Source organism: Mesorhizobium sp. CU3, assembly GCF_006442965.1.
Classification (GTDB): Bacteria; Pseudomonadota; Alphaproteobacteria; order Rhizobiales; family Rhizobiaceae; genus Mesorhizobium.
Genome location: NZ_VFWX01000014.1, coordinates 163,752 through 185,384 on the forward strand (window position 1 = coordinate 163,752; position 21,633 = coordinate 185,384).

The 21,633-nt window shown below is 65.2% G+C and carries 17 protein-coding genes; 14 read left to right on the plus strand and 3 right to left on the minus strand.

Annotation, left to right across the window (positions count from 1 at the left end; genetic code table 11):
- Nucleotides 1-21 precede the first annotated feature (21 nt).
- Together FJ988_RS21735 and FJ988_RS21740 are read left to right on the plus strand one after the other, a co-directional pair.
- Nucleotides 22-1,629, plus strand: coding sequence for an ATP-binding cassette domain-containing protein (locus FJ988_RS21735; protein WP_140820396.1), 1,608 nt, complete (start codon nt 22-24; stop codon nt 1,627-1,629).
- Nucleotides 1,626-3,224 (plus strand): ATP-binding cassette domain-containing protein, encoded by a 1,599-nt coding sequence (locus FJ988_RS21740; RefSeq protein WP_140820397.1) that lies wholly within the window; start codon nt 1,626-1,628, stop codon nt 3,222-3,224. Before FJ988_RS21735 ends, FJ988_RS21740 begins: the two co-directional genes overlap by 4 nt.
- Nucleotides 3,225-3,299: 75 nt before the next feature.
- On the opposite strand, the gene FJ988_RS21745 is transcribed toward FJ988_RS21740, so the two are convergent.
- Nucleotides 3,300-4,793, minus strand: a complete 1,494-nt coding sequence (locus FJ988_RS21745; RefSeq protein ID WP_140820398.1) for an ATP-binding protein — start codon at nt 4,791-4,793, stop codon at nt 3,300-3,302.
- Nucleotides 4,794-5,009: 216 nt separating this feature from the next.
- Here FJ988_RS21745 and FJ988_RS21750 point away from each other — a divergent pair, with 216 nt between their 5' ends.
- On the plus strand, nt 5,010-5,264 hold the full coding sequence (locus FJ988_RS21750; RefSeq protein ID WP_140820399.1) for a hypothetical protein: 255 nt from the start codon (nt 5,010-5,012) through the stop codon (nt 5,262-5,264).
- Nucleotides 5,265-5,280: 16 nt separating this feature from the next.
- Here the strand turns inward: FJ988_RS21750 and FJ988_RS21755 are convergent, their stop codons facing one another.
- A complete protein-coding gene (locus FJ988_RS21755) occupies nt 5,281-5,766 on the minus strand; it encodes a hypothetical protein (protein ID WP_140820400.1) in 486 nt (161 codons plus the stop codon).
- Nucleotides 5,767-5,949: 183 nt separating this feature from the next.
- Here FJ988_RS21755 and FJ988_RS21760 point away from each other — a divergent pair, with 183 nt between their 5' ends.
- Nucleotides 5,950-6,315: a RidA family protein gene (locus FJ988_RS21760; protein WP_140820401.1), complete on the plus strand. Its 366-nt coding sequence runs from the start codon at nt 5,950-5,952 to the stop codon at nt 6,313-6,315.
- A gap of 76 nt (nt 6,316-6,391) precedes the next feature.
- Nucleotides 6,392-7,630, plus strand: a complete 1,239-nt coding sequence (locus tag FJ988_RS21765; protein WP_140820402.1) for an amidohydrolase/deacetylase family metallohydrolase — start codon at nt 6,392-6,394, stop codon at nt 7,628-7,630.
- A 206-nt stretch (nt 7,631-7,836) separates the two neighbouring features.
- Here the strand turns inward: FJ988_RS21765 and FJ988_RS21770 are convergent, their stop codons facing one another.
- Nucleotides 7,837-9,627, minus strand: a complete 1,791-nt coding sequence (locus FJ988_RS21770) for an NAD(P)/FAD-dependent oxidoreductase (RefSeq protein WP_140820403.1) — start codon at nt 9,625-9,627, stop codon at nt 7,837-7,839.
- A 369-nt stretch (nt 9,628-9,996) separates the two neighbouring features.
- On the opposite strand from FJ988_RS21770, the gene FJ988_RS21775 reads away from it, so the two are divergent.
- The 9 genes from FJ988_RS21775 (at nt 9,997) to FJ988_RS21815 (ending at nt 21,596) form a co-directional block, all read left to right on the plus strand.
- Nucleotides 9,997-10,479 carry a biliverdin-producing heme oxygenase gene (locus FJ988_RS21775; RefSeq protein WP_140820404.1) on the plus strand — a complete coding sequence of 161 codons (483 nt, stop codon included), beginning with the start codon at nt 9,997-9,999 and terminating at the stop codon, nt 10,477-10,479.
- 1 nt (nt 10,480) lies between these two features.
- Nucleotides 10,481-13,021, plus strand: coding sequence for an HWE histidine kinase domain-containing protein (locus FJ988_RS21780; RefSeq protein ID WP_140820405.1), 2,541 nt, complete (start codon nt 10,481-10,483; stop codon nt 13,019-13,021).
- Nucleotides 13,022-13,386: 365 nt separating this feature from the next.
- Nucleotides 13,387-13,476: a K(+)-transporting ATPase subunit F gene (locus FJ988_RS21785; protein WP_112096557.1), complete on the plus strand. Its 90-nt coding sequence runs from the start codon at nt 13,387-13,389 to the stop codon at nt 13,474-13,476.
- Between the two features lie 34 nt (nt 13,477-13,510).
- A complete protein-coding gene (kdpA, locus tag FJ988_RS21790; protein ID WP_140820406.1) occupies nt 13,511-15,214 on the plus strand; it encodes a potassium-transporting ATPase subunit KdpA in 1,704 nt (567 codons plus the stop codon).
- Nucleotides 15,198-15,452, plus strand: a complete 255-nt coding sequence (locus FJ988_RS21795; RefSeq protein ID WP_246688631.1) for a hypothetical protein — start codon at nt 15,198-15,200, stop codon at nt 15,450-15,452. The genes kdpA and FJ988_RS21795 overlap by 17 nt, the downstream gene beginning before the upstream one ends.
- On the plus strand, nt 15,449-17,542 hold the full coding sequence (kdpB, locus tag FJ988_RS21800; RefSeq protein ID WP_140820407.1) for a potassium-transporting ATPase subunit KdpB: 2,094 nt from the start codon (nt 15,449-15,451) through the stop codon (nt 17,540-17,542). Before FJ988_RS21795 ends, kdpB begins: the two co-directional genes overlap by 4 nt.
- Before the next feature lie 11 nt (nt 17,543-17,553).
- Nucleotides 17,554-18,117: a potassium-transporting ATPase subunit KdpC gene (gene kdpC / locus FJ988_RS21805; protein ID WP_140820408.1), complete on the plus strand. Its 564-nt coding sequence runs from the start codon at nt 17,554-17,556 to the stop codon at nt 18,115-18,117.
- Nucleotides 18,118-18,177: 60 nt separating this feature from the next.
- Nucleotides 18,178-20,898, plus strand: a complete 2,721-nt coding sequence (locus FJ988_RS21810) for a sensor histidine kinase KdpD (protein ID WP_140820409.1) — start codon at nt 18,178-18,180, stop codon at nt 20,896-20,898.
- A complete protein-coding gene (locus FJ988_RS21815) occupies nt 20,895-21,596 on the plus strand; it encodes a response regulator transcription factor (protein ID WP_140820410.1) in 702 nt (233 codons plus the stop codon). Before FJ988_RS21810 ends, FJ988_RS21815 begins: the two co-directional genes overlap by 4 nt.
- Nucleotides 21,597-21,633: the final 37 nt, after the last annotated feature.

A 21,633-nucleotide genomic window follows, 5' to 3' on the forward strand; every position in this document is an offset into this window, starting at 1 on the left:
TGCTCGTGCGAAAACCGGCCCATGAAAACGCCGGTCGCACCTGCCCCTGATCCCGCCACCTTGTCCGGCGCTTTCCAGGCGCTCATCCCCGCAAGGCAGCTAGCAGAACGCGGCTTGCGCCGACTGCTTACCTTGCAGATCTCCCGCACCGCGCTGCGGTTGGGTTTTGCCGCCACGGCGGCGATGGCCGCCGGACGGCTCGTCATGGGCGAACCCGTCGCCTCATGGCTCGTCCCGCTCGTGATTGCCCTGCTTTTGGCGGCCTGCGTCGCCGGGTTTGCCGCCGACAGGGCGCAGGCCTCGGCCGAAGCGGCCGTGTCGATCGGTTTGCGCGAACTGGCGGGCAAGCGGCTGGGCGAAATGCCGGCACGCCGGCTGCAAGCGCTCTCCGTCGGCGGCGTCATCATATCGATGCAGCGCCATCCCGAAGCGGTCGCCGCACTTGTCGTCGGCCACCGCGCGGCAAGCGCCATGATGGCGGCTGGGCCGCTGCTTGCGGCGGTAACCCTTTTCCTTGTCTCCTGGCAGGCAGCGCTGCTGGTCATCTGTTTGACGCCGGTGATGATCCTGTTCTTCACGCTGATCGGCGATGCCATCCGCCGGCGCGCCGATGCACAGGAGCGCGCCTTCGGCCGGCTGGCCGGCCAGTTCGCCGACCGCATTCGCACCTTGCCGACGATCCTTGCCAACCATGCGATGGCCGGCGAAGAGGCAAAGCTCGCCCGGCGCCTCGAAGCCTATGCGGACAACACGATGGGCGTGCTGCGCATCGCCTTCGCCAATGCCGGCATCATTGATTTCTTCGCCTCGCTCTCGATCGCCATCCTTGCCGTCTTCCTCGGCCTCGGCCACCTGAAGCTCGCGATGATCCCCGGCTTCTCCTATCTCGAGCTCTGGCAGAGCCTGTTCATCTTGATGATCGCGCCGGAATATTTCGCGCCGTTCCGGCGCTTCTCCGAGCAGTACCATGCCAAGGCGGAAGGCTTGGCGGCGGCCGATGCGCTGGACCGGCTGCTTGGTATAGGCCCGGTCGCGGCCAGGGCCCTGCCGGCGCTCGACCGGCTGTCTGTGACGCTGCCCGCGCATGGCCTCATCGCCATCGTCGGGCCAAGCGGGTCCGGGAAATCGACCCTGCTACGCCGCCTCGCCGGCCTCGAGCCGGGCGCAATACCGATGCCGGGGTTCAATCGCTTGGCTGGCGGTGAGATCGCCTGGGTTTCGACAGACGCTTATGTGCCGGAAGGAACGCTGGCCGAGGCCATTTCGTGGAACGCCGGCGCGGTGGGCCGGGCCCGGCTGGAGGATGCCGCCGGCGTGATCGGCCTGCTCGACGACGCGCTGTTGCCGGCCGGCCTCGATGCCAGGCTGGACAGGGGCGGCGCCAATCTTTCGGGCGGCCAGCGGCTGCGCATCGCCGTCGCCCGCGCGCAACTTTCCGGCCGAACCGTGCTGGCCGACGAGCCGACCGCCAAGCTCGACCGCGAGACGGCCGAGGCCGTGCGGCGCGTGCTGCTGGAGATGTCAGGAACGCGGCTGGTCGTCGTGGCGACACATGACCGCGATCTGGCTGCCGCCGCCGACCTGACCGTCGAACTCACCGACGACAATGCCATCGAGGTGGCGGCATGAGCACGGCAGTTGAATCATCGAGCCGGAAGGCGTGGCGGCTGGCGACAGGCTTCGCCTTCGCCGCGCTGGCCTGCGCCATATTGCTGGGCGGCATTTCCGCCTGGCTGCTGGGATCTGTGGCGATCGCCGGCCTTTCCGCTGCCGCCTTCACCTTCAATTTCCACATCCCGGCGGCGCTCATCCGTTTGTTCGCGGTCGGCCGCACCGCCGCGCGCTATGGCGAGCGCCTGGCCGGCCACAAGGCGGCGCTCGCCGATCAGGTTTCGCGTCGCGTCGAGCTCTTCGCCGCGATGGCGGCGGCGCCGGCGGTGCGCCGGGCGGGATGGCAGCTCGGCGACGATTCGCGCCTTGCCGACTATCTCGACGACGTCGAAGACCTCGACTACGCCAGGCTGCGCGCCGGCCTGCCGGTGCTGACGCTTGGCTGCGGCCTTGCGATCCTGATCGCGGGCTCGGCGGTGCTGGCGCCTTTGTCCCTGCTGCCGATCACCTTTTTGCTGCTTGCCATCCTGTTCGCGGGGAATCGGGTGGCCAAGGCTGGCGCCATGGCATGGGAGCGGACCAGGTCGCTGCGTCGCGGGGGCGCAGGCAGGCTTGGCGGAGCCATGGCGTCAGCCGTCCCCTTGAAGGCGGAAGGCGCCTGGAGCCGCGAATGCGCCGGGGCCCTCGCCACGCTGTCCAACGCCGATGGCGCGCTGCTTTCGCTTCGCCACCAGCAAGCCCTGCTGGACATGATCGGTGCCGCATTCGGTCCGGTTGCCGGCATCAGTGTGATGGCGGCCAGCTGGTATGCGGGCAGGCAAGGTAGCGAGCTTCTCGCGCCCATCCTGCTTGCCTTCTCCTGGCTGGCGCTGGGCGAAACCATGAATGGCGCGTCGCGCATCTGGGTCGCCATACTTCGTCGCGACGCGGCTCGCAACGAAATCGGACGATGGGCCCGTGGCGCCACGGTCGGCAGACGCGAATCTGCGCCGGACGACATCGAGCCCGGCCTGCTGCGCCACGGCGCCCTGCAGCGCCGCTCGCCTGACGGCCGGGCGATCGGAACCCCCATCTCCCTGCTTCTGGCAAAAGGCCACCCGATGGTGCTCATCGGGGCGAGCGGTTCGGGCAAGACGAGTCTGCTCAAGCAGATCGCCGGCTGGATCGGCGACGATGCCTTTGCCGCCGGCGACCGCATGCTGTCGGCAACCGACCGGCAAGCAAAGGCGGCGCTCGTGCTGCACGACGCCGTCATCCTCGAAGACACGGTCCGCGCCAACCTCTTCGCCGGCGATGTTCCGGACGCAGCGCTTTGGCGGGCGCTGGAGACCGTCGAGATGGACTGCCGTATACGCGAGGCCGGCGGACTGGATGCCTGGATCAGGCAGGACCGGTTCTCCCTCGGCGAGGTGCAACGCATCAACCTTGCCCGTGCCTGGCTGTCGACCAAGCCGCTTATGTTGCTCGACGAGCCGACCGAGCACCTCGACGATGCACAGGGAGCGCGCATTCTCGAACGGCTGCTCGACCATCTCAGCGATCGGATTGTCGTCGTCTCGACCCATCGCGCCCCGCCACTTCGAGGCGTCCGCACGGCCGCGTTGCAACCGTGAAATGCGATCAATGGCCGGCCGGCGGGAGTGGTCGTAGCCTGATCGTCAGCCGTCGGGGTGCCCTGCCGCCGGCTGTCAGGCCGCCGAACTGTCCTGCCCCTCGGCGTTCGGATCGCCCGGCGCCGTTGCCCAGGCGAGTTCCACCAGCGTCACCGTGCGTCGTCCAGTGCCATCGACCTGGCAGACGATGAGGCCCTGCTCCTCGATATAGTCGAGCAGGCGGCGCGCGCGGCGCAGCGAATGCGAGCCATAGGCGCGCGCTATCGCCGCGTCGCTCGGACAAGGCCAGCCTTCCTTGGCGGCGCGGGCGATCATCATGAACACGCCCTGCATGTCCTCGGGCAACAGCGAAGCGCGCACCGAGACGTCACGCCAGGCATCGTCCTCGGCCATGTCGGAGCCGACGCCGGCGCGGGCGCGCGTCAGCATGCGGCGGAACTCGGAAAGATCGGGCACCACGGCAGCCAAGCCCTCGATACGGCAACGAACCACGAATTCCTGGTAGAGCACACCGATGACGCGGAAGCCGGCATCGGGCTCGGCCAGGATAGCGCGCAGGATGCGGTCCATCCGCTCGCGCCGCTCGGCGAGATCCTCAGCACTTGGCTGCGGCTCCGCCGGCTCGGGGCGGATATCCAGCGGCGCAGCTTTCGCCGCCATCAGTTGATCGAGCAGGTCCGGCGACGGCCGGCGCTGCGGCCTGACCGTCTCCGGCGGCGGCGCGGCAAGAATGACCGCGCGCGCATCCTCGAGCGCTGCCCCCGGCAGCGGCATCAGCCTTGGCGTGCCGTTGCGCGGGCTGGTTTCGGTCTGGCCGATGCGCACGCCGAGCGGGCGGCGCGACAGCGCCGGGCCGAGCGCCATGAAATGCCCGCGCTCCAAGTCGCGGAACGCCTCCGCCTGCCGCCGCTCCATGCCGAGCAGATCGGCGGCGCGCGCCATGTCGATGTCGAGGAAGGTGCGGCCCATGAGGAAGTTGGAGGCCTCCGCCGCGACGTTCTTGGCAAGCTTCGCCAGGCGCTGCGTGGCGATGATGCCGGCCAGCCCACGCTTGCGGCCGCGGCACATCAGATTGGTCATGGCGCCGAGCGACAATTTTCGTGCTTCGTCAGACACCTCGCCGGCGGCGGCCGGCGCGAAGAGCTGTGCTTCGTCGACCACCACCAGCATCGGATACCAGTGGTCGCGTGCGACTTCGAACAGGCCGCCGAGGAAGGCTGCCGCGCGCCGCATCTGGTTTTCGGCATCGAGCCCTTCGAGGTTAAGGACCGTCGACACACGGTGGATACGCGCCCGCTCGCCGGCCGCCTGCAGGCCGCGCTCGGTATGCTCCTCGGCATCGATCACCAGATGACCATAACGTTCGCCGAGCGAGACGAAATCGCCTTCGGGGTCGATGATGGTCTGCTGCACCCAGGGCGCGCTCTGTTCGAGCAGCCGGCGCAACAGATGCGACTTGCCGGAACCCGAATTGCCCTGCACCAAGAGGCGGGTCGCCAGCAATTCCTCAAGGTCCAACGCCGCCGGCGCGCCGGCGCCCGTCTGCCCCATCTCGATCGCAACGGTCATATTTCGACTCGATTAGTCTTTCTGCGCCGGATGGGGTTATCAACCCGAGTGCAAGGCGTCGAGCGCGCCACGGCCATTTGCCAACTGTTCCACAGCTGACCGCCCTTTTGGCGGGAGACTGTCGCCAGTCTCTCTGGTCGGACCACCATTTCGCTGGCGCAATCCAGCCATCGGCGTATCATCTTCACGGGAGGGTTCTTTGGCAGGAGGAAGCCAATGAACGTCGCTGCGGAAGTGCCGGTCATCGACCTGACGGCGCAAGACCTTGTTTCGTCTGCCCTTTCGAAATTCCGCGCCGGCGACACCGTCTCGACCCGGGCCATGCTCGACGCCATCCGCCAGGCCGATCCGGCTTGCGAGGACAGCGACGACCACCTGATCGAGCTCATCGTCATGGCCGCAATTGGTAAGACCATGGGGGTCGTCTTCGATCACCGCTCGGACGATGAACGGCGGCCGCGAACCGCGTAGCAGCGATTCCCTTGCCTTAGCTACCTAGCGGATACGGCATGTATCCGACGAAGCCGGCGATCTTCCAGCGGCCGCCGACCTTGCGGCAGAAATAGAGCGTCTGCCATTTCAGCCGGTCGACCGAGCCGTCGGCCTTGGCGATGGAGCCGTCGAACTTCTTGTGCAGCACGGCGCGGTCACCGTCGACATCGATGTCGCGCATGTTGGTGACGCGGAAGATGGCCTCGCGCAGCGGCTCGGCGAATGCCGTTGCCGCCGTCTCCCTGGCCTGGCGCAGCCATTCGTCGCGATAGACCTCGATCCGCGGGAACTGCAGCCGCCAGGCGTCGGCATTGCTGAGGAAATGCGCATGCATGCCGAAGAAGCTTTCGGCGATGAAATCGTCCTCGACCATCGACCAGTCCTGGCTGAGGAAGGCGTCGATATCGCGCCGCACCAGCATTTCCCACAGCGCGTAGCGGTCCGCATCGCCTTCCGGGAACGGGTTCTTGTCGAAGGTCATTTCGTTCTCTCCTGGAGGGGCGGCGATCACTGATGAGCCTTCTGTAACGAGGCAACATTGATTCTGAAATATTGTTGCCTTCCGACAAGCCCCCTATGAGGATTTCACCGACAGGCGTAGAGGGGCACGACAAATCTGGACCGCAAAGCGGTATCCCTTAGTTTTCCGAACAGGAGGCCTTTCTTGCCCAAGCAGTGTTTTGGAACCTCGCATGTCCCGCTCTCGCCCGCCGTGCGCGCCGGCGATTTCGTCTATGTCTCCGGCCAGGTGCCGGTGGGTAGCGACGGCCTTGTCGTGGCGGGCGGCATTGCCGAGCAGGCCGAGCAGGTGCTGCAGAACATCAAGACGGCACTTGCGCTGGCCGGCTGCACCATGGACGACGTGGTCAAGACCACAGTCTGGCTCGAAGACGCGCGCGACTTCGGCACCTTCAACGCCGTCTACGCAAAACACTTCCCGAAAGATCCGCCGGCGCGCACGACGGTCGAGTCGCGCCTGATGATCGATATCAAGATCGAGATCGAAGCCGTCGCCTACCGGCCGGCCTGATCGCCTGCAGCAATTCCAGGAAAAGTGTTTCCGTCCGCAATAGCGTGAAAGCAAACAGACCCCCAAGGAGGCGCTGATGCAATTCGATCTTCTGATCAAGGGCGGGCGTCTCATCGATCCGGCCTCGGGCCTCGAGGCGCCGCGGGACGTCGCGCTTGCCAACGGCCGTGTCGCCGCGATCGAAGCGGCAATCGACGCCGAACATGCCATAAAGGTCGTCGATGCGCGGGACCGCATCGTCACGCCCGGCCTCATCGACCTGCATAGTCATGTCTACTGGGGTGGCACCTCGCTCGGTGTCGACGCCGACCGGCTCGCCGCCAAGAGCGGCACCACCACCTTCATCGACGCCGGCAGCGCCGGCGCCGGCAATTTCCTCGGCTTCCGCCGGCACGTCATCGAGCGTTCGAAAGCCCGCATCCTGGCTTATGTCAACATCTCCTTCGCCGGCATTTTCGGCTTCTCCAACACCGTATCCGTCGGCGAATGCAGCGATCTGAGACTCTGCGAGCCGCGCGAGACGGTGGCCGCGGTGCGTGAGCACGCCGATGTCGTCGTCGGCGTGAAAGTGCGCTCCGGCAAGCATGCCGGCGGCACCAGCGGCATCGCCCCGGTAGATCTGGCTTTGGAGGCCGCCGACAAGGCCGGCCTGCCACTGATGGCGCATATCGACGAACCGCCGCCGGGGCGCTCCGAAGTGCTGCCGAGGCTGCGGCGTGGCGACATCCTCACCCACTGCTTCCGCCCCTTCCCCAACGCCCCGGTCTTCGCCTCCGGCGCGGTGCGGCCGGATATGCGGCTGGCCCGCGAGCGCGGCGTTATCTTCGACATCGGCCACGGCATGGGCTCCTTCGATTTCGAGGTGGCGAAAGCGATGCTCGCCGAAGGCCTGGCGCCCGACGTCATCTCCAGCGACGTCCATCTCTACTGCGTCGACGGCCCGGCCTTCGACATCCTGGTCTGCATGTCCAAGCTGATGGCGCTCGGCATGCCGCTGGTCGAGGTGCTGCGCGCGGCGACCGAGGCGCCGGCCAAGGCCATCGCCAGGCCGGAGCTTGGCGCTCTGAACGTCGGCGGCATCGGCGATGTCGCGGTGCTGAAAGTGATGCCTGGACGCTTCACCTTCGTCGACGCGGTCGGCACATCATTGATCGCGGACCAGCGCCTGGTCTCGGAAGGCATAGCCATCGGCGGCATGTGGTATCCGAACGAGGCGCCCGACCACGACGAGACCGAACGCTTCGAGGCGCATGCGGGTCACACGCATGTGGATGTGGTGGCGAGGCATTTTGGCCCCTCATCGTCGTCATTCTAGGGCGGAGCGACGCGAAGCGGAGCGCAGACCCTAGAATCCATGCCGTGACTATTGCCGAAGAATACGGCGGTGCAGAATGAGGCTTGAGAAGATCCGGCGAAAGAAGGCCATTCTGGTCCGCTTGCGCACGCCACAAATGTCACGGCATGGATCCCAGGGTCTGCGCGCGTCGCTTCGCTCCTTGCTCCGCCCTGGGATGACGAACGCTAGGTTCGCGCATTGCTCGGCTCCCCATAAACCGGCGTCGCGATCCCTTCCATCCGCGCCTTGAGCTGCAGCGCCACGAACTTCGAATAGAACCGCGAAAGCGCCAGGTTGCCGCCATGGAACCACAGCGCCTCTTGCGCCGTCGGCTTCCACATGTTGCGCAACTCGCCCTGCCAGGGACCCGGATCGCCCTTCACGCCTGAGCCGAGACCCCAGCACGGCCCGACCTTGTCGGCGACCTCGCGCGAGACGATCGCCGCAACCGTCTCGTTCATGGACTGATAGCCGGTGCAGCAGACGATCGCGTCGACGGCGAGTTCGCTGCCGTCCTCGAACAGGATGCCGGTCGGCGTCAGCGCCTCGATGCTGACCCCGCTCTTCACCGCGATCTCGCCATTGAGGATCAATTCGCAGGCGCCGACATCGATGTAATAGCCTGAGCCGGTGCGGTAGGCCTTCATCAGCAGCCCCGTTTCGTCCTCGCCAAAGTCAAGCGCGAAGCCGGTGTCGGCGAGACGCTTGTAGAAATCCGCGTCTCGCTCCCGGATGACATTGTAGAGCGCACGCTGACCCCTTGGAACCAGCGCGAACGGTGTCGCGGCGACGATCATGTCGGCCTTGTCGGTGGTGATGCCGCGCGCCAGCGCCTTCTCCGAAAAGATCTCGAAGCCGACCTCCATCAGCGTATCGGACCTCACCACCGTCGTCGGCGAGCGTTGCACCATGGTGACCTTGGCGCCGGCCTCCCACAGATCGACGCTGACGTCGTGGCCCGAGCTTGCCGCGCCGATTACCGCAACGCGTTTGCCGCGAAACTTCTCGCCGCTCGAATACTGGCTGGAATGCAAGAGCTCGCCCTTGAAGCTCTCGGCGCCGGGCAATTCGATCTGCCGCGGCGGCCCGTAGGCGCCGGTGGCGAAGACGATGTGCTTAGGCTTCAGCGTGATACGCTGACCGATGCGATCGACCACCACGCTCCAGACTTTCTCGGCCTCGTCATAGCTGGCACTGATGCATTTGGTGGCGACCCAATAGTTCAGCTCCATGACGCGGGCATACATTTCCAGCCAGTCGCCGATCTTGTCCTTAGGCGTGAACACCGGCCAGTTGTCGGGGAACGGAATATAGGGCAGGTGATCGTACCAGACCGGATCGTGCAGCACGAGCGATCGGTAGCGGTTGCGCCAGGAATCGCCGGCCCGCGCGTTCTTCTCGATGATCAGCGTCGGCACGCCGAGCTGGCGCAGCCGGGCGCCCAGCATGATGCCGCCCTGGCCGCCGCCGATCACCAGGCAATAGGGCTGTTCGTGCACGCCGAGATCGCGCGCCTCGCGCGCCCTTGCTTCCGCCCAGGTCTCGCGATTGGGATCGGCCTTGTGACGCAGGCCGAGCGGCCGCTCCGGCCCTTTGCGCTCCTCAAAACCTTTCAGCTCGTTGATCGCCGTCAGCAGCGTCCGGCAGCGCCCGTCCTTGAGCCGCAGGATGCCCTCGCCGCGCGCCACGGCCGTCTCGAAGGTGAACCAGGCTTCGACGACTCGATCGTCGACGCTCGCCTCTCCCGAAAGCCGCCAATGCGAAGGTCGCGCCACGGATAACGTCGCCTTCAGCATCTCGCCTATCGCGGCCTGCCCCTCCATGGTCTTGATGTTCCATGTGAAGGCCAAGAGATCGCGCCAGTAGCAATCCTCCACAAAGAGCCCGGTCGCCGCCTCGATGTCGCCGGCTTCGAGCGCCCGCCCGAACGAGCCGAGCCAGGCCGCCGCCTGTTGCGATGGTGCGATATCGAGCATTTTTGTCCCTCTGACAGTCGGCTTTCTTCACGGGTCTCGCCAACCCTAGCATATTGGCGATTGTCCGCCGCTGACCATAGGCAAACGCGACGCGCGAATGCCGGCACCGCCATTGACCTGAAGGCGGTCGCAGCGCTTACCAACCCGTCGGAGCAGGGATGCCGTGGAAGGGGCGCCGGCCGGCGCAATCGTCCTTAAGGCCTTGACGCCGAAGTTTATTTTCAATTCGTTCGGAACCTTGTCGCACAGTCCTCGTTAAGGGCTGAATGTGCAAGGGACGACACGCGCGTTTGGGGCCTGCAAAACAGCATGACTGAGACTTCACGCCGCTTCCTGTTGAAGGAACGGACCGCAGAAGCGCATCGGCGCGTGGACGAGAAGATAGGAAGTTTCGACAGCGCTCGATCCTACGGCCGTTATCTGAGCGGATTATACAGCTTCCGGCATCCCATTGAGGAGGCGCTCGAGAAGGTCGAGTGGCCGAAAACACTCGGCGCCTGGCGGCCAACCTGCGTGAGCGGCGCCATTCGGGCGGACCTCGGCGCGTTGGGCCTCAAACTTGCGGCGGGCCTGAAAAGGCATGGTGGTTTCGGTACAAGTTCCTCGCTTTTCGGGTGCCTTTATGTGCTTGAGGGCTCCGGTTTTGGCGCCAGGATATTGCTCAAACGCGCCCACGCCCTGGGACTGACCGAGAGCTTCGGCGCCTCGCATCTTGCCGCACAGGCCTCCTCCGGCGGCTGGGGCGTTTTCGTTTCAGCTTTGGAAGGAGCAACGGACCTGAACATCGAGGTCGCGGCAACCGCCGCAATCGAAACCTTCGCTGCCGCGGAAGCGGCCTTCGCGGAGCTCTAACATGCTTGATAAGCCGGCGGTCGACCTCACCAACTGCGATCGCGAACCTATCCACATTCCGGGCAGCATTCAAAGCCATGGTTGCCTGATCGCCTGCGACACCAACGCCGGCGTCTGCCTGCGCCATTCGGCAAACGCCAACGCGATGCTCGGATGCGAAGGTGAAATCAACGGATCGAAGCTTGAGGAAATCGTCGGCGACAAGCTCGCGCATGACCTGCGCAACACGCTTGCCACCGCCGGAGCCGGTTCGAGGCCGGCGCTTCTGTTCGGCATGAGGCTGCCGTCCGGAAACGCCTTCGACATCGCCATCCATCGTTACAAATCGACTAGTATCATCGAGTTCGAGCCGTCGAGCGACGACGTCGAGCAGCCGCTCGTGCTCGCGCGCTCGCTGATCGGCCGGCTTGGCGACATAGAGGACATCGACCGCCTCATCCAGCAGAGCGCCAGGCTCATCCGCGGTCTGCTCGGCTACGACCGGGTGATGGTCTACCGCTTCGAAGCGGACGGTGCCGGCAAAGTGATCAGCGAGGTCAAACGTGCCGATCTCGAAAGCTTTCTCGGCCAGTATTTTCCGGCCAGCGACATTCCGAAACAGGCGCGCACGCTTTACCTGCGCAACACGATCCGCATCATCGCCGACGCCAGTGACAAGCGCGTTCCGATCCTCCCGGAACTCGACATCTCCGGCGAGCCGCTGGACCTTTCCTTCGCGCATCTGCGCAGCGTTTCCCCCATCCACTGCGAATATCTGCGCAACATGGGCGTCGCCGCCTCGATGTCGATTTCGATTATCGTCGACGGCGAATTGTGGGGGTTGATCGCCTGCCATCATTACAGCCCGCGCAATTTGCCGATGGCCCGGCGTGTCGCCGCCGAGATGTTCGGCGAGTTCTTCTCGTTGCACCTCCAGGCGTTGAAGCAGAAAGCGACGCTCGACGCCGCCACGCGTGCTCGTCAGGCGATCGACGGCTTCCTGCAACTCGCCTCACGCAGCACCGACATCAGGCAATTGCTTCGCGACAACCTCGCTGATCTTGCAAGGCTGATGCCGTGCGACGGCGTCGGCTTGTGGATCGGCGACGAGTGGACCTCCGTCGGCTCGACCCCGCCGGCCAGCTACGCCGCCGAGTTGTCGCGTTTCGTCGGATCCATGGCCGACGGCAAGGTCTGGGCGACCCACGCGCTTTCGCAGCGGCTGGCCGACGCCGAGGATTTCAGCGCTAGCGCCTCTGGCGTGCTGGCCATCCCCCTCTCACAGCGTCCGCGCGACTATCTTTTCTTCTTTCGCAAGGAACTCGTCCAGACGCTGGACTGGGCCGGCAATCCGGACAAGGTGTATGAGTTCGGTCCGCTCGGCGACCGGCTGACGCCGCGCAAGAGCTTCGCCATCTGGAAGGAAACCGTCAGGCTGCAGTCGCAACCCTGGACCGATGCCGATCGCGAGATCGCCGAAGCAGCCCGTATCGCATTGGTCGAGACGCTGCTGCGCCACAGCGAGTTGGTCAGCGAAGAGCGCGACAGGGCCGATGTACGCCAGCGCATGTTGAACGAGGAACTCAACCACCGGGTCAAGAACATTTTGGCGGTGATCAAGTCGCTGGTCGGGCATCCGATCCAGGAAGGCCGCAGCCTGAGCGACTATGTCGAAGCGCTCAAGGGGCGCATCCAGGCGCTTTCCTTCGCTCACGATCAGGTTGTGCGCGGCGACGGCGGCGGCTCGCTCAGCGACCTGCTCGGCGCCGAGCTTTCGCCCTATCGCACCCCGACCACGACCGTCGAGATGGGCGGCCGCGAGATCTGGCTCGACGCTCGCGCCTTCTCGGTCATGGCGCTGGTGCTGCACGAGATGTCGACCAATGCCGCGAAATACGGTGCGCTCTCGCGCGTCGGTGGCAAGGTCGAGATCAAATGGGAAGTACTGAAGAACGGCAATTGCGAGATTTCATGGACGGAGACGGGCGGACCTGAGGTGTCGCCGCCGATGCGTATGGGTTTCGGCACCGCGTTGCTCGACCGCAGCATTCCCTATGATCTCGGCGGGTCGAGCGAGGTTCTCTACGAAAGGGAGGGTGTATGCGCCCGCTTCGTGCTTCCGGCACGGCACATCTCGATACCATCCGACGCGATGAAGAAGGAAGCCCATCCCGGCGATCATGACGTCGGTCATGTCAGCGGCTTCGACAGCGATATGCGGGTGCTTCTGGTCGAGGATCAGATGCTGATCGCCATGGACGCCGAAAACATGCTTGCCGACATCGGCTTTGCCAATGTCACCGTCGCGGCCTCTGCCAGGGAAGCCTTCGAGAAACTGCGGCTCCAGCCGCCGCAACTGGCGATACTCGACATCAACCTCGGCGACGGGACATCGCTGGAAATCGCTGAAGAGCTGTCGCGGCTTCGCATACCCTTCGTTTTTGCAACCGGCTATGGTGACAAGAACCTCATCGGCGATGCTTTCGCCGAGGCGACAGTGGTGCGCAAGCCCTATAACGCCGATGCGCTGCGGCGGGCGATCGCGACCGCGCTCAAGGGCTGAGCGGTCCCTGCCGGCTGCATCCGATGAACATTTTGGGGACTAGTCGAAAAGGCAACTACGCCAGCCTCTAGCGCGTCCAAAACCTTTATAAAATTCCTATATCTTTGCCTCCCGCCCCGTCTCGAACCTTAATGGCGATCGGGTCCATATTCCACGCCAAAGCAAAAGCTTTTGAATGCGGTCGCCACCAGGGCGACGCGCGTCCCGTACGATTTTTAGGCCTGCCTGTTGCGGCCTGGAAGTAAAGGCAAACACAAGGAACGCAGTTATGGACATCGTTGCTCTCGGGATGGAGCTGGTCTTTTTCGTCCTGTCCCTCGCCTACATCAAAGTCTGCGACAGAATTTGAGCGGAAGGACAGAAAAATGCTTCTCGATTATTTTCTCGGCGGCGCGGTGACCCTGTTCCTGCTGGTCTACCTGACCTACGCCCTCATTCGCCCGGAACGCTTCTGATCGCCACTGGCGCCCGCCACGGAAAGCTACTCACATGACTCTCATCGGATGGATACAGATCCTTCTCTACTGCGCGATCGTGCTTTTGCTGGTGAAGCCGCTCGGCGGCTACATGCATCGCGTCTTCAACGGCGATCGCACATTCCTCTCGCCGATCCTTCGCCCCCTCGAACGGGTGCTCTACCGCATTTCGGGAACCAGTGAAAACGAGGAGCAGCACTGGACGGCATACGCCGCCGGCATCATTTTCTTCAGCCTGACGAGCTTCCTCGCGGTCTATTTCTTCCAGCGGCTGCAGGGCGTCCTGCCCTACAATCCGGCCGGCATGGCGGCTGTCGAGCCGGGCCTTGCCTTCAACACCGCCGTCTCCTTCGTCACCAACACCAACTGGCAGAATTACGGCGGCGAGAGCACGATGTCCTATCTCGTGCAGATGGCCGCGCTGACCGTGCAGAATTTCGCCTCCGCCGCCGTCGGCATCGCCATCGCCGTCGCGTTGATCCGCGGCTTCGCCCGCGCCTCCGGCAAGTCGATCGGCAATTTCTGGGTCGATATCACCCGCTGCACCCTCTACATCCTCCTGCCGATGTGCATCGTGCTGACGCTGGTCTATGTCTGGCTCGGCATGCCGCAGACGCTCGGGCCGTATGTTGACGCCACCACGCTCGAAGGCGCCAAGCAGACCATCGCGCTTGGACCGGTCGCCTCGCAGATCGCCATCAAGATGCTCGGCACCAATGGCGGCGGCTTCTTCAACGCCAATGCCGCGCATCCGTTCGAAAACCCCGACGCCATCTCCAACATGATCCAGATGGTGACGATCTTCGCGCTGGGCGCTGCGCTCACCAACGTCTTCGGCCGCATGGTCGGCAACCAGCGCCAGGGCTGGGCGATCCTCGCCGCGATGGGCGTTCTGTTCGTCGCCGGCGTCGCCGTCTGCTACTGGGCCGAAGCTGCGGGCAACCCGCTGGTGCATGCGCTTGGCATCGACGGCGGCAACATGGAGGGCAAGGAAACCCGCTTCGGCATCGGCGCATCGGCGCTGTTCGCGGTCATCACCACGGCCGCCTCCTGCGGCGCCGTCAACGCCATGCATGACAGCTTCACCGCGCTTGGCGGCCTGATCCCGATCATCAACATGCAGCTCGGCGAGGTCATCGTCGGCGGCGTCGGCGCCGGCTTCTACGGTATCCTGATGTTCGTCGTCGTCGCCGTCTTCGTTGCCGGCCTAATGGTCGGCCGCACGCCGGAATATCTCGGCAAGAAGATCGAGTCCAAGGAGGTCAAGATGGCGATGCTGGCCATCCTGTGCTTGCCGCTGGTCATGCTCACCTTCACGGCCATCTCGGTCGTGCTGCCGAGCGCGGTGGCCTCGATGGCCAATGGCGGTCCGCACGGCTTCTCCGAAGTTCTCTACGCCTACACTTCGGCGGCAGCGAACAATGGCTCGGCCTTTGGCGGCCTCAGCGGCAACACGCCCTGGTACAACCTCACGATGGGCATCACCATGTGGGTGGGTCGCTTCTTCGTCATCATTCCGGCACTCGCCATCGCCGGTTCGCTGGCGGCGAAGAAGACGGTTCCGGCCTCCGCCGGCACCTTCCCGACCGATGGCCCGCTCTTCGTCGGCCTGCTGGTCGGCGTCATCCTGATCGTAGTCGGTCTCACCTTCTTCCCGGCTCTGGCGATAGGCCCGATCGTCGAACACCTGGCGATGATCCATGGCCAAAGCTTCTGAGATGACCATGCCCCGCCACAACGACATTCACCGCAACGACCCTCACCAGCCTGGTGACGGAACGCCCGACAACGGAAGGGACGAGAAGCCTCGTCCTTTCCCCACCCTTTCAACCTTCCTCGGCATGGCAGCCGTGCTGCTCGTGCTCTGGCTGCTGGCCACCGGCCTTCCGCATCTTTTGCCGAAGACCGAGCACCCGGCGCCTTCCAACATCACCGATACTGGAGTCTCGAAATGAGCCCGTCCAAATCCGCGAGCATTATGGATGCCCGCATCCTGGTGCCCGCCATCGGCGGCGCCTTCCGCAAACTCGATCCGCGCACGCTCATCAAGAACCCGGTGATGTTCGTCGTCGCCATCGTGTCGCTGCTCACCACCGTCCTCTTCGCCCGCGATCTGATCACCGGCGGCGGCGATCTCGGCTTCACGCTGCAGATCATCATCTGGCTGTGGTTCACCGTACTCTTCGCCAACTTCGCCGAAGCCGTCGCCGAAGGCCGCGGCAAGGCGCAGGCCGATTCTTTGCGCAAGGCGCGCACCGAGACCCAGGCCAAGCTGCTCAACGGCGATGACCGCAGCAAATTCAAGCTGGTGCCCGGCACCAGCTTGAAGGTCGGCGACATCGTGCTGGTCGAAGCCGGCGACATCATCCCGTCGGACGGCGAAGTGGTCGAAGGCGTGGCCTCGGTCAACGAGGCGGCGATCACCGGCGAGTCCGCCCCCGTCATCCGCGAATCCGGCGGCGACCGCTCGGCCGTCACCGGCGGCACGCAGGTGCTGTCCGACTGGATCCGCGTGCGCATTTCCGCCGCGTCCGGCCACACCTTCCTCGACCGCATGATCTCGCTGGTCGAAGGCGCCGAGCGCCAGAAGACGCCGAACGAGATCGCCCTCAACATCCTGCTCGTCGGCATGACACTGATCTTCGTGCTGGCGACCGCGACCATCCCGAGCTTTGCCGCCTATTCCGGCGGCTACATCTCGGTGACGATCCTGGTTGCCTTGTTCGTCACGCTGATTCCGACCACGATCGGCGCGCTGCTGTCGGCCATCGGCATCGCCGGCATGGATCGCCTGGTGCGCTTCAACGTGCTGGCCATGTCCGGCCGCGCCGTCGAAGCCGCCGGCGACGTCGACACGCTTTTGCTCGACAAGACCGGCACCATCACGCTCGGCAACCGCCAGGCGACCGAGTTCCGTCCGGTCAAGGGCGTCAACGAGCAGGAACTGGCCGATGCAGCACAACTCGCTTCGCTCGCCGACGAAACGCCGGAAGGCCGTTCGATCGTCGTGCTCGCCAAAGAGAAATACGGCATCCGCGCCCGCGACATGGCCACGCTGCACGCAACCTTCGTGCCCTTCACCGCGCAGACCCGCATGAGCGGCGTCGACATCGACGGCTCGTCGGTGCGCAAGGGCGCGGTCGATGCGGTGCTCACCCATGTCAACCAGGCGACGGTCGCCGCCCACGGCACCCGTCCGACAAGCGACACCATCCGCGACCTGCAGGCCATTGCCGACGAGATCGCCAAGGCCGGCGGCACGCCGCTGGCGGTCGAGCGCGACGGCCGGCTGCTCGGCGTCGTCCACCTCAAGGACATCGTCAAGGGCGGCATCGCCGAGCGTTTCGCCGAGCTGCGCAAGATGGGTATCCGCACGGTGATGATCACCGGCGACAACCCGTTGACCGCGGCAGCCATCGCGGCTGAAGCCGGCGTCGACGACTTCCTCGCCCAGGCGACGCCCGAGAACAAGCTGTCGCTGATCCGCGAGGAGCAGGCCAAGGGCAAGCTGGTCGCCATGTGCGGTGACGGCACCAACGATGCGCCCGCACTTGCCCAGGCCGATGTCGGCGTCGCCATGAACACCGGCACGGTCGCCGCGCGCGAAGCCGGCAACATGGTCGACCTCGACAGCGACCCGACCAAGCTGATCGAGATCGTCGAGATCGGCAAGGCGCTCCTGATGACGCGCGGCTCGCTGACGACCTTCTCGATCGCCAACGACGTCGCCAAATACTTCGCCATCATCCCGGCGATGTTCGCGGTCTTCTACGTCGCGCCTGGCCAAAAGACCGGAGCGCTGGAAGCGCTCAACATCATGCATCTGGCAACGCCGCAGAGCGCGATCCTGTCGGCCATCATCTTCAACGCGCTGATCATCATCGCGCTGATCCCGCTGTCGCTGAAGGGCGTCAAATACCGCCCGATCGGCGCCGGCGCGCTGCTCAGCCGCAACCTTCTCATCTATGGCCTAGGCGGCATCGTCGTGCCCTTCATCGGCATCAAGGCGATCGACCTGATCGTCACCGCCCTCGGCCTCGCATAAGGACTATCCCGATGCTCAAGCAACTTAGGCCCGCGATCGTCATGATCGTCTTCTTCACGGTGCTGACCGGCCTTATCTATCCGATCGGCATGACCGGCATCGCCCAGGCGCTGTTCCCGAAACAGGCCAATGGCAGCCTGATCACCAAGGACGGCAAGGTCGTCGGCTCCGAGCTGATCGGCCAGGCCTTTGCCAACGATCGCTACTTCCACGGCAGGCCGTCCGCCGCCGGCAACGGCTACGACCCGACGGCCTCCGGCGGTTCCAACCTCGGCCCGACCAACCAGAAGCTCATCGACCGCATCAAGGGCGATGCCGATAAGTTGAAGGCGGAGAACCCGAACGCGCCGGTGCCGATGGACCTTGTCACCACCTCGGGCAGCGGCCTCGACCCCGACATCAGCCCCGAGGCGGCCTATTTCCAGGTGCCGCGCGTCGCCAAGGCGAGAAGCATCGACGAAGCCAAGGTCAAGTCGCTGGTCGACGCCCATGTCGAGAGCCGCGAGCTCGGCGTCCTTGGCGAGCCGGTGGTCAATGTGCTCGCGCTCAACCTCGCACTCGACGACCTGAAGTAACCCGACCGTGCGCGCCCGGGGGGATCGACAGGCCCCCCGGCGCAATTATGATTGGACCTGATGCCAGACGACCGAAGCAACGAATCCAGACCCTCCCCCGACGCGCTCCTCGAGCACGCCGAGCGCGAAGGCCGTGGCCGTCTGCGCATCTTCCTCGGCGCCGCGCCCGGCGTCGGCAAGACCTACGAAATGCTGATGGCGGGCCGCGCCCGCCGCGCCGACGGGGTCGACGTGGTCATCGGCATCGTCGAGACGCATGGCCGCAAGGAAACCCAGGCGCTGGTCGACGGCTATGAGGTCATCCCGCGCCGGCTGATCGAATACCGCGGCCAGACCCTCGACGAGATGGACATCGACGCCATCATCAAGCGGCGCCCCGCTTTGGTCCTGGTCGACGAGCTTGCCCACACCAACGCGCCCGGCAGCCGGCACCCCAAGCGCTATCTCGACGTGCAGGAAATCCTGGCGCAAGGCATCGACGTCTATTCCACGCTCAACATCCAGCATGTCGAAAGCCTGAACGACGTCGTCGCCCAGATCACCCGCGTCAGGGTGCGCGAGACCGTTCCCGATTCCATCATCGACGAGGCCGACGACATCGAGGTCATCGACCTCACCCCCAACGACTTGATCAAGCGCCTGCAGGACGGCAAGGTCTATTTCCCCAACACCGCCCAGCGCGCCATCGAGAACTATTTTTCGCCCGGCAACCTGACGGCGCTGCGCGAGCTGGCGCTCAGGCGAACGGCCCAGCGCGTCGACGAGCAATTGCTCAACCACATGCAGTCGCATGCCATCCCCGGGCCCTGGGCGGCGGGCGAGCGGGTGCTCGTCTGCGTCGACGCCCAGCCGGGCGGAGCCGCCCGCATCCGCTATGCCCGCCGGCTTGCCGACCGCCTGCGCGCGCCCTGGACGGCGCTTCACATCGACACGCCACGCCTGGCCGGCATGTCGGAGGAGGACAAGGATCGGCTGGCCAGGAACCTTCGCCTCGCCGAGCAGCTCGGCGCCGAGCTCACCACCATCCCCGGCCAGAACGTCGCCCAGGATATCGTTAGCCACGCGACGGCGAACAACTTCACCCACATCGTCATCGGCAGGCCGACCCGGTCGCGCTGGCGCGAGCTGATCGAGGGCTCGCTGACCTACGATCTGATCCGCAACGCCGGCGACATCAGCGTCCATGTCATTTCGGGGACCGAGCGCGACACCGACGCGCCCACGCGACGGGTCAAGGCGGCGGAAGCGTCGAAACCGTTCCAGGTCTGGCCCTATATATTTTCTACGGCCTATGTCGCCGGCGCGCTGGCCGTCAGCACGATCCTCGATCAGTTCCTCGATTTCCGCAATCTCGCCAGCGTCCTGCTCCTGGCAGTGTTGACTTCGGCGGTGACCTTCGGGCTCTGGCCGGCGCTCTACGCCTGCTTCCTGAGCGCGCTCGCCTTCAACTTCTTCTTCCTCGAGCCGCGCTACACGCTGACGATCAGGGATCCCGAGAGCATCGTCGCCTTCCTGGTCTTTCTCGTGGTCGCCATCATCGCCAGCAACCTCACCGCGCGCGTGCAGCGCCAGGCCGTCGCCGCACGATCCCGCGCCCGCGCCACCGAGGACATCTACTCCTTCTCGAAGAAGCTTGCCGGCGCCGGCACGCTGGACGACGTGCTGTGGGCCACCGCCTTCCAGATCGCCTCGATGCTGAAGCTGCGCGTCGTGCTGCTCCTGCCCGAGAACGGCACCATCACCGTCAAGGCCGGCTATCCGCCCGATGACACCCTGGCCGAGGCCGATCTCGGAGCCGCCCGCTGGGCCTGGGAGCATGACCGGCCGGCCGGGCGCGGCGCCGACACACTGCCCGGCGCCAAGCGCCTCTATCTGCCGCTGCGTACAGGGCGGACGGCCATCGGCGTCGTCGGCCTTGACAACGACAAGCAAGGCCCGCTGCTGACGCCCGAGCAGCAACGCCTGCTCGACGCGCTGGCCGACCAGGCCGCGGTCGCCATCGAGCGGGTCCAGCTGGTCGCCGATGTCGACCGCGCCAAGCTGGCTGCCGAGGCCGACCGGCTGCGTTCGGCGTTGCTGACCTCGATCTCGCATGATCTGAAGACGCCGCTTGCCGCCATCATGGGCGCGGCGGGAACGCTGAAGGAATTCGCGCCGGCACTGCCCGAAGACGATCGGGCCGAGCTTCTGTCGACGGTGGTCAACGAGTCGGAACGGCTCAACCGTTTCATCGCCAACCTGCTCGACATGACCAGGATCGAATCCGGTGCGATGGAGCCCAACTACGCCTTCCACTATGTCGGCGACATCGTCGGATCGGCGCTGAACCGGGCCCGCAAGATCACCGCCGAGCACACGATAGAGACGGACCTGCCGCCGGACCTGCCGATGCTGAAGCTCGACCCCGTGCTGTTCGAGCAGGCGCTGTTCAACCTCCTCGACAATGCCGCCAAATACGCCGCGCCCGGCTCGGCGATCCGGCTGCAGGGCTGGGTCGACAACGGCTCGGTCATCCTCCAGGTGATGGACGAGGGGCCAGGCATCCCGCCGGACGATCTCGAACGGATCTTCGACACCTTCTACCGGGTGCGCAAGCGCGACCAGGTCCGCGCCGGCACCGGGCTCGGCCTGTCGATCAGCCGCGGCTTCATCGAAGCAATGGGCGGCACGATCTCGGCGGCGAACCGCACCGACCGTTCCGGCGCGATCTTCACCATCCGCATGCCGGTCCCGGCCAAATCGCCCGGCATGAGCGAAGCCAAAGCGGATCAGACGGTATGACCAACCAGAATGTTTCGATCCTGGTCGTCGACGACGAGCCGCCGATCCGCAAATTGCTGCGCGTCGGCCTCTCCACGCAGGGTTATTCGGTCTCGGAGGCGCCGAACGCCAGGACGGCGATCGAGCTGATGCAGACGGAAACCCCCGATCTCGTCCTGCTCGACCTCGGCCTGCCGGGCATGACCGGCCTCGAACTGCTCGGCAAATGGCGTGGCGACGGCCTCGATATCCCGGTCGTGATCCTCTCCAGCCGCACCGACGAGGCCGGCATCGTGGCGGCGCTCGAACTGGGCGCCGACGACTATGTGACGAAGCCCTTCGGCATGAACGAGCTCGCCGCCCGCATCCGGGTTGCGCTACGCCACAAATTCCAGCAGCAGGGCGAGAAGCCGGTGTTCCACACCGGCGACCTCACCGTCGACCTGGTCAAGCGCATCGTCAAGGTCGAGGGCAACGAGGTGAAGCTCTCGCCCAAGGAATACGACATATTGCGCATCCTGGTGCAGCACGCCGGCAAGGTGCTGACGCACCAGTTCCTGCTGAAGCAGATCTGGGGCGACACCACCGACGTGCAATATCTGCGCGTCTATGTGCGGCAGCTGAGGCAGAAGATCGAAAAGACGCCGGACCAGCCGCGCTATATCACCACCGAGACCGGCGTCGGCTATCGCTTGCGCGAGGTGGACGCGAACGAATAGGGGGGGGGGGGGGGGGGGGGGGGGGGGGGGGGGGGGG

Coding starts and splice junctions, on each gene's coding strand:
- FJ988_RS21780 (WP_140820405.1), top strand. CDS start 10,481: ATGCTTGATAAGCCGGCGGTCGACCTCACCAACTGCGATCGCGAACCT.
- FJ988_RS21750 (WP_140820399.1), top strand. CDS start 5,010: ATGAACGTCGCTGCGGAAGTGCCGGTCATCGACCTGACGGCGCAAGAC.
- FJ988_RS21745 (WP_140820398.1), bottom strand. CDS start 4,793: ATGACCGTTGCGATCGAGATGGGGCAGACGGGCGCCGGCGCGCCGGCG.
- FJ988_RS21740 (WP_140820397.1), top strand. CDS start 1,626: ATGAGCACGGCAGTTGAATCATCGAGCCGGAAGGCGTGGCGGCTGGCG.
- FJ988_RS21785 (WP_112096557.1), top strand. CDS start 13,387: ATGCTTCTCGATTATTTTCTCGGCGGCGCGGTGACCCTGTTCCTGCTG.
- kdpA (WP_140820406.1), top strand. CDS start 13,511: ATGACTCTCATCGGATGGATACAGATCCTTCTCTACTGCGCGATCGTG.
- kdpC (WP_140820408.1), top strand. CDS start 17,554: ATGCTCAAGCAACTTAGGCCCGCGATCGTCATGATCGTCTTCTTCACG.
- FJ988_RS21810 (WP_140820409.1), top strand. CDS start 18,178: ATGCCAGACGACCGAAGCAACGAATCCAGACCCTCCCCCGACGCGCTC.
- FJ988_RS21765 (WP_140820402.1), top strand. CDS start 6,392: ATGCAATTCGATCTTCTGATCAAGGGCGGGCGTCTCATCGATCCGGCC.
- FJ988_RS21815 (WP_140820410.1), top strand. CDS start 20,895: ATGACCAACCAGAATGTTTCGATCCTGGTCGTCGACGACGAGCCGCCG.
- FJ988_RS21795 (WP_246688631.1), top strand. CDS start 15,198: ATGGCCAAAGCTTCTGAGATGACCATGCCCCGCCACAACGACATTCAC.
- kdpB (WP_140820407.1), top strand. CDS start 15,449: ATGAGCCCGTCCAAATCCGCGAGCATTATGGATGCCCGCATCCTGGTG.
- FJ988_RS21755 (WP_140820400.1), bottom strand. CDS start 5,766: ATGACCTTCGACAAGAACCCGTTCCCGGAAGGCGATGCGGACCGCTAC.
- FJ988_RS21770 (WP_140820403.1), bottom strand. CDS start 9,627: ATGCTCGATATCGCACCATCGCAACAGGCGGCGGCCTGGCTCGGCTCG.
- FJ988_RS21735 (WP_140820396.1), top strand. CDS start 22: ATGAAAACGCCGGTCGCACCTGCCCCTGATCCCGCCACCTTGTCCGGC.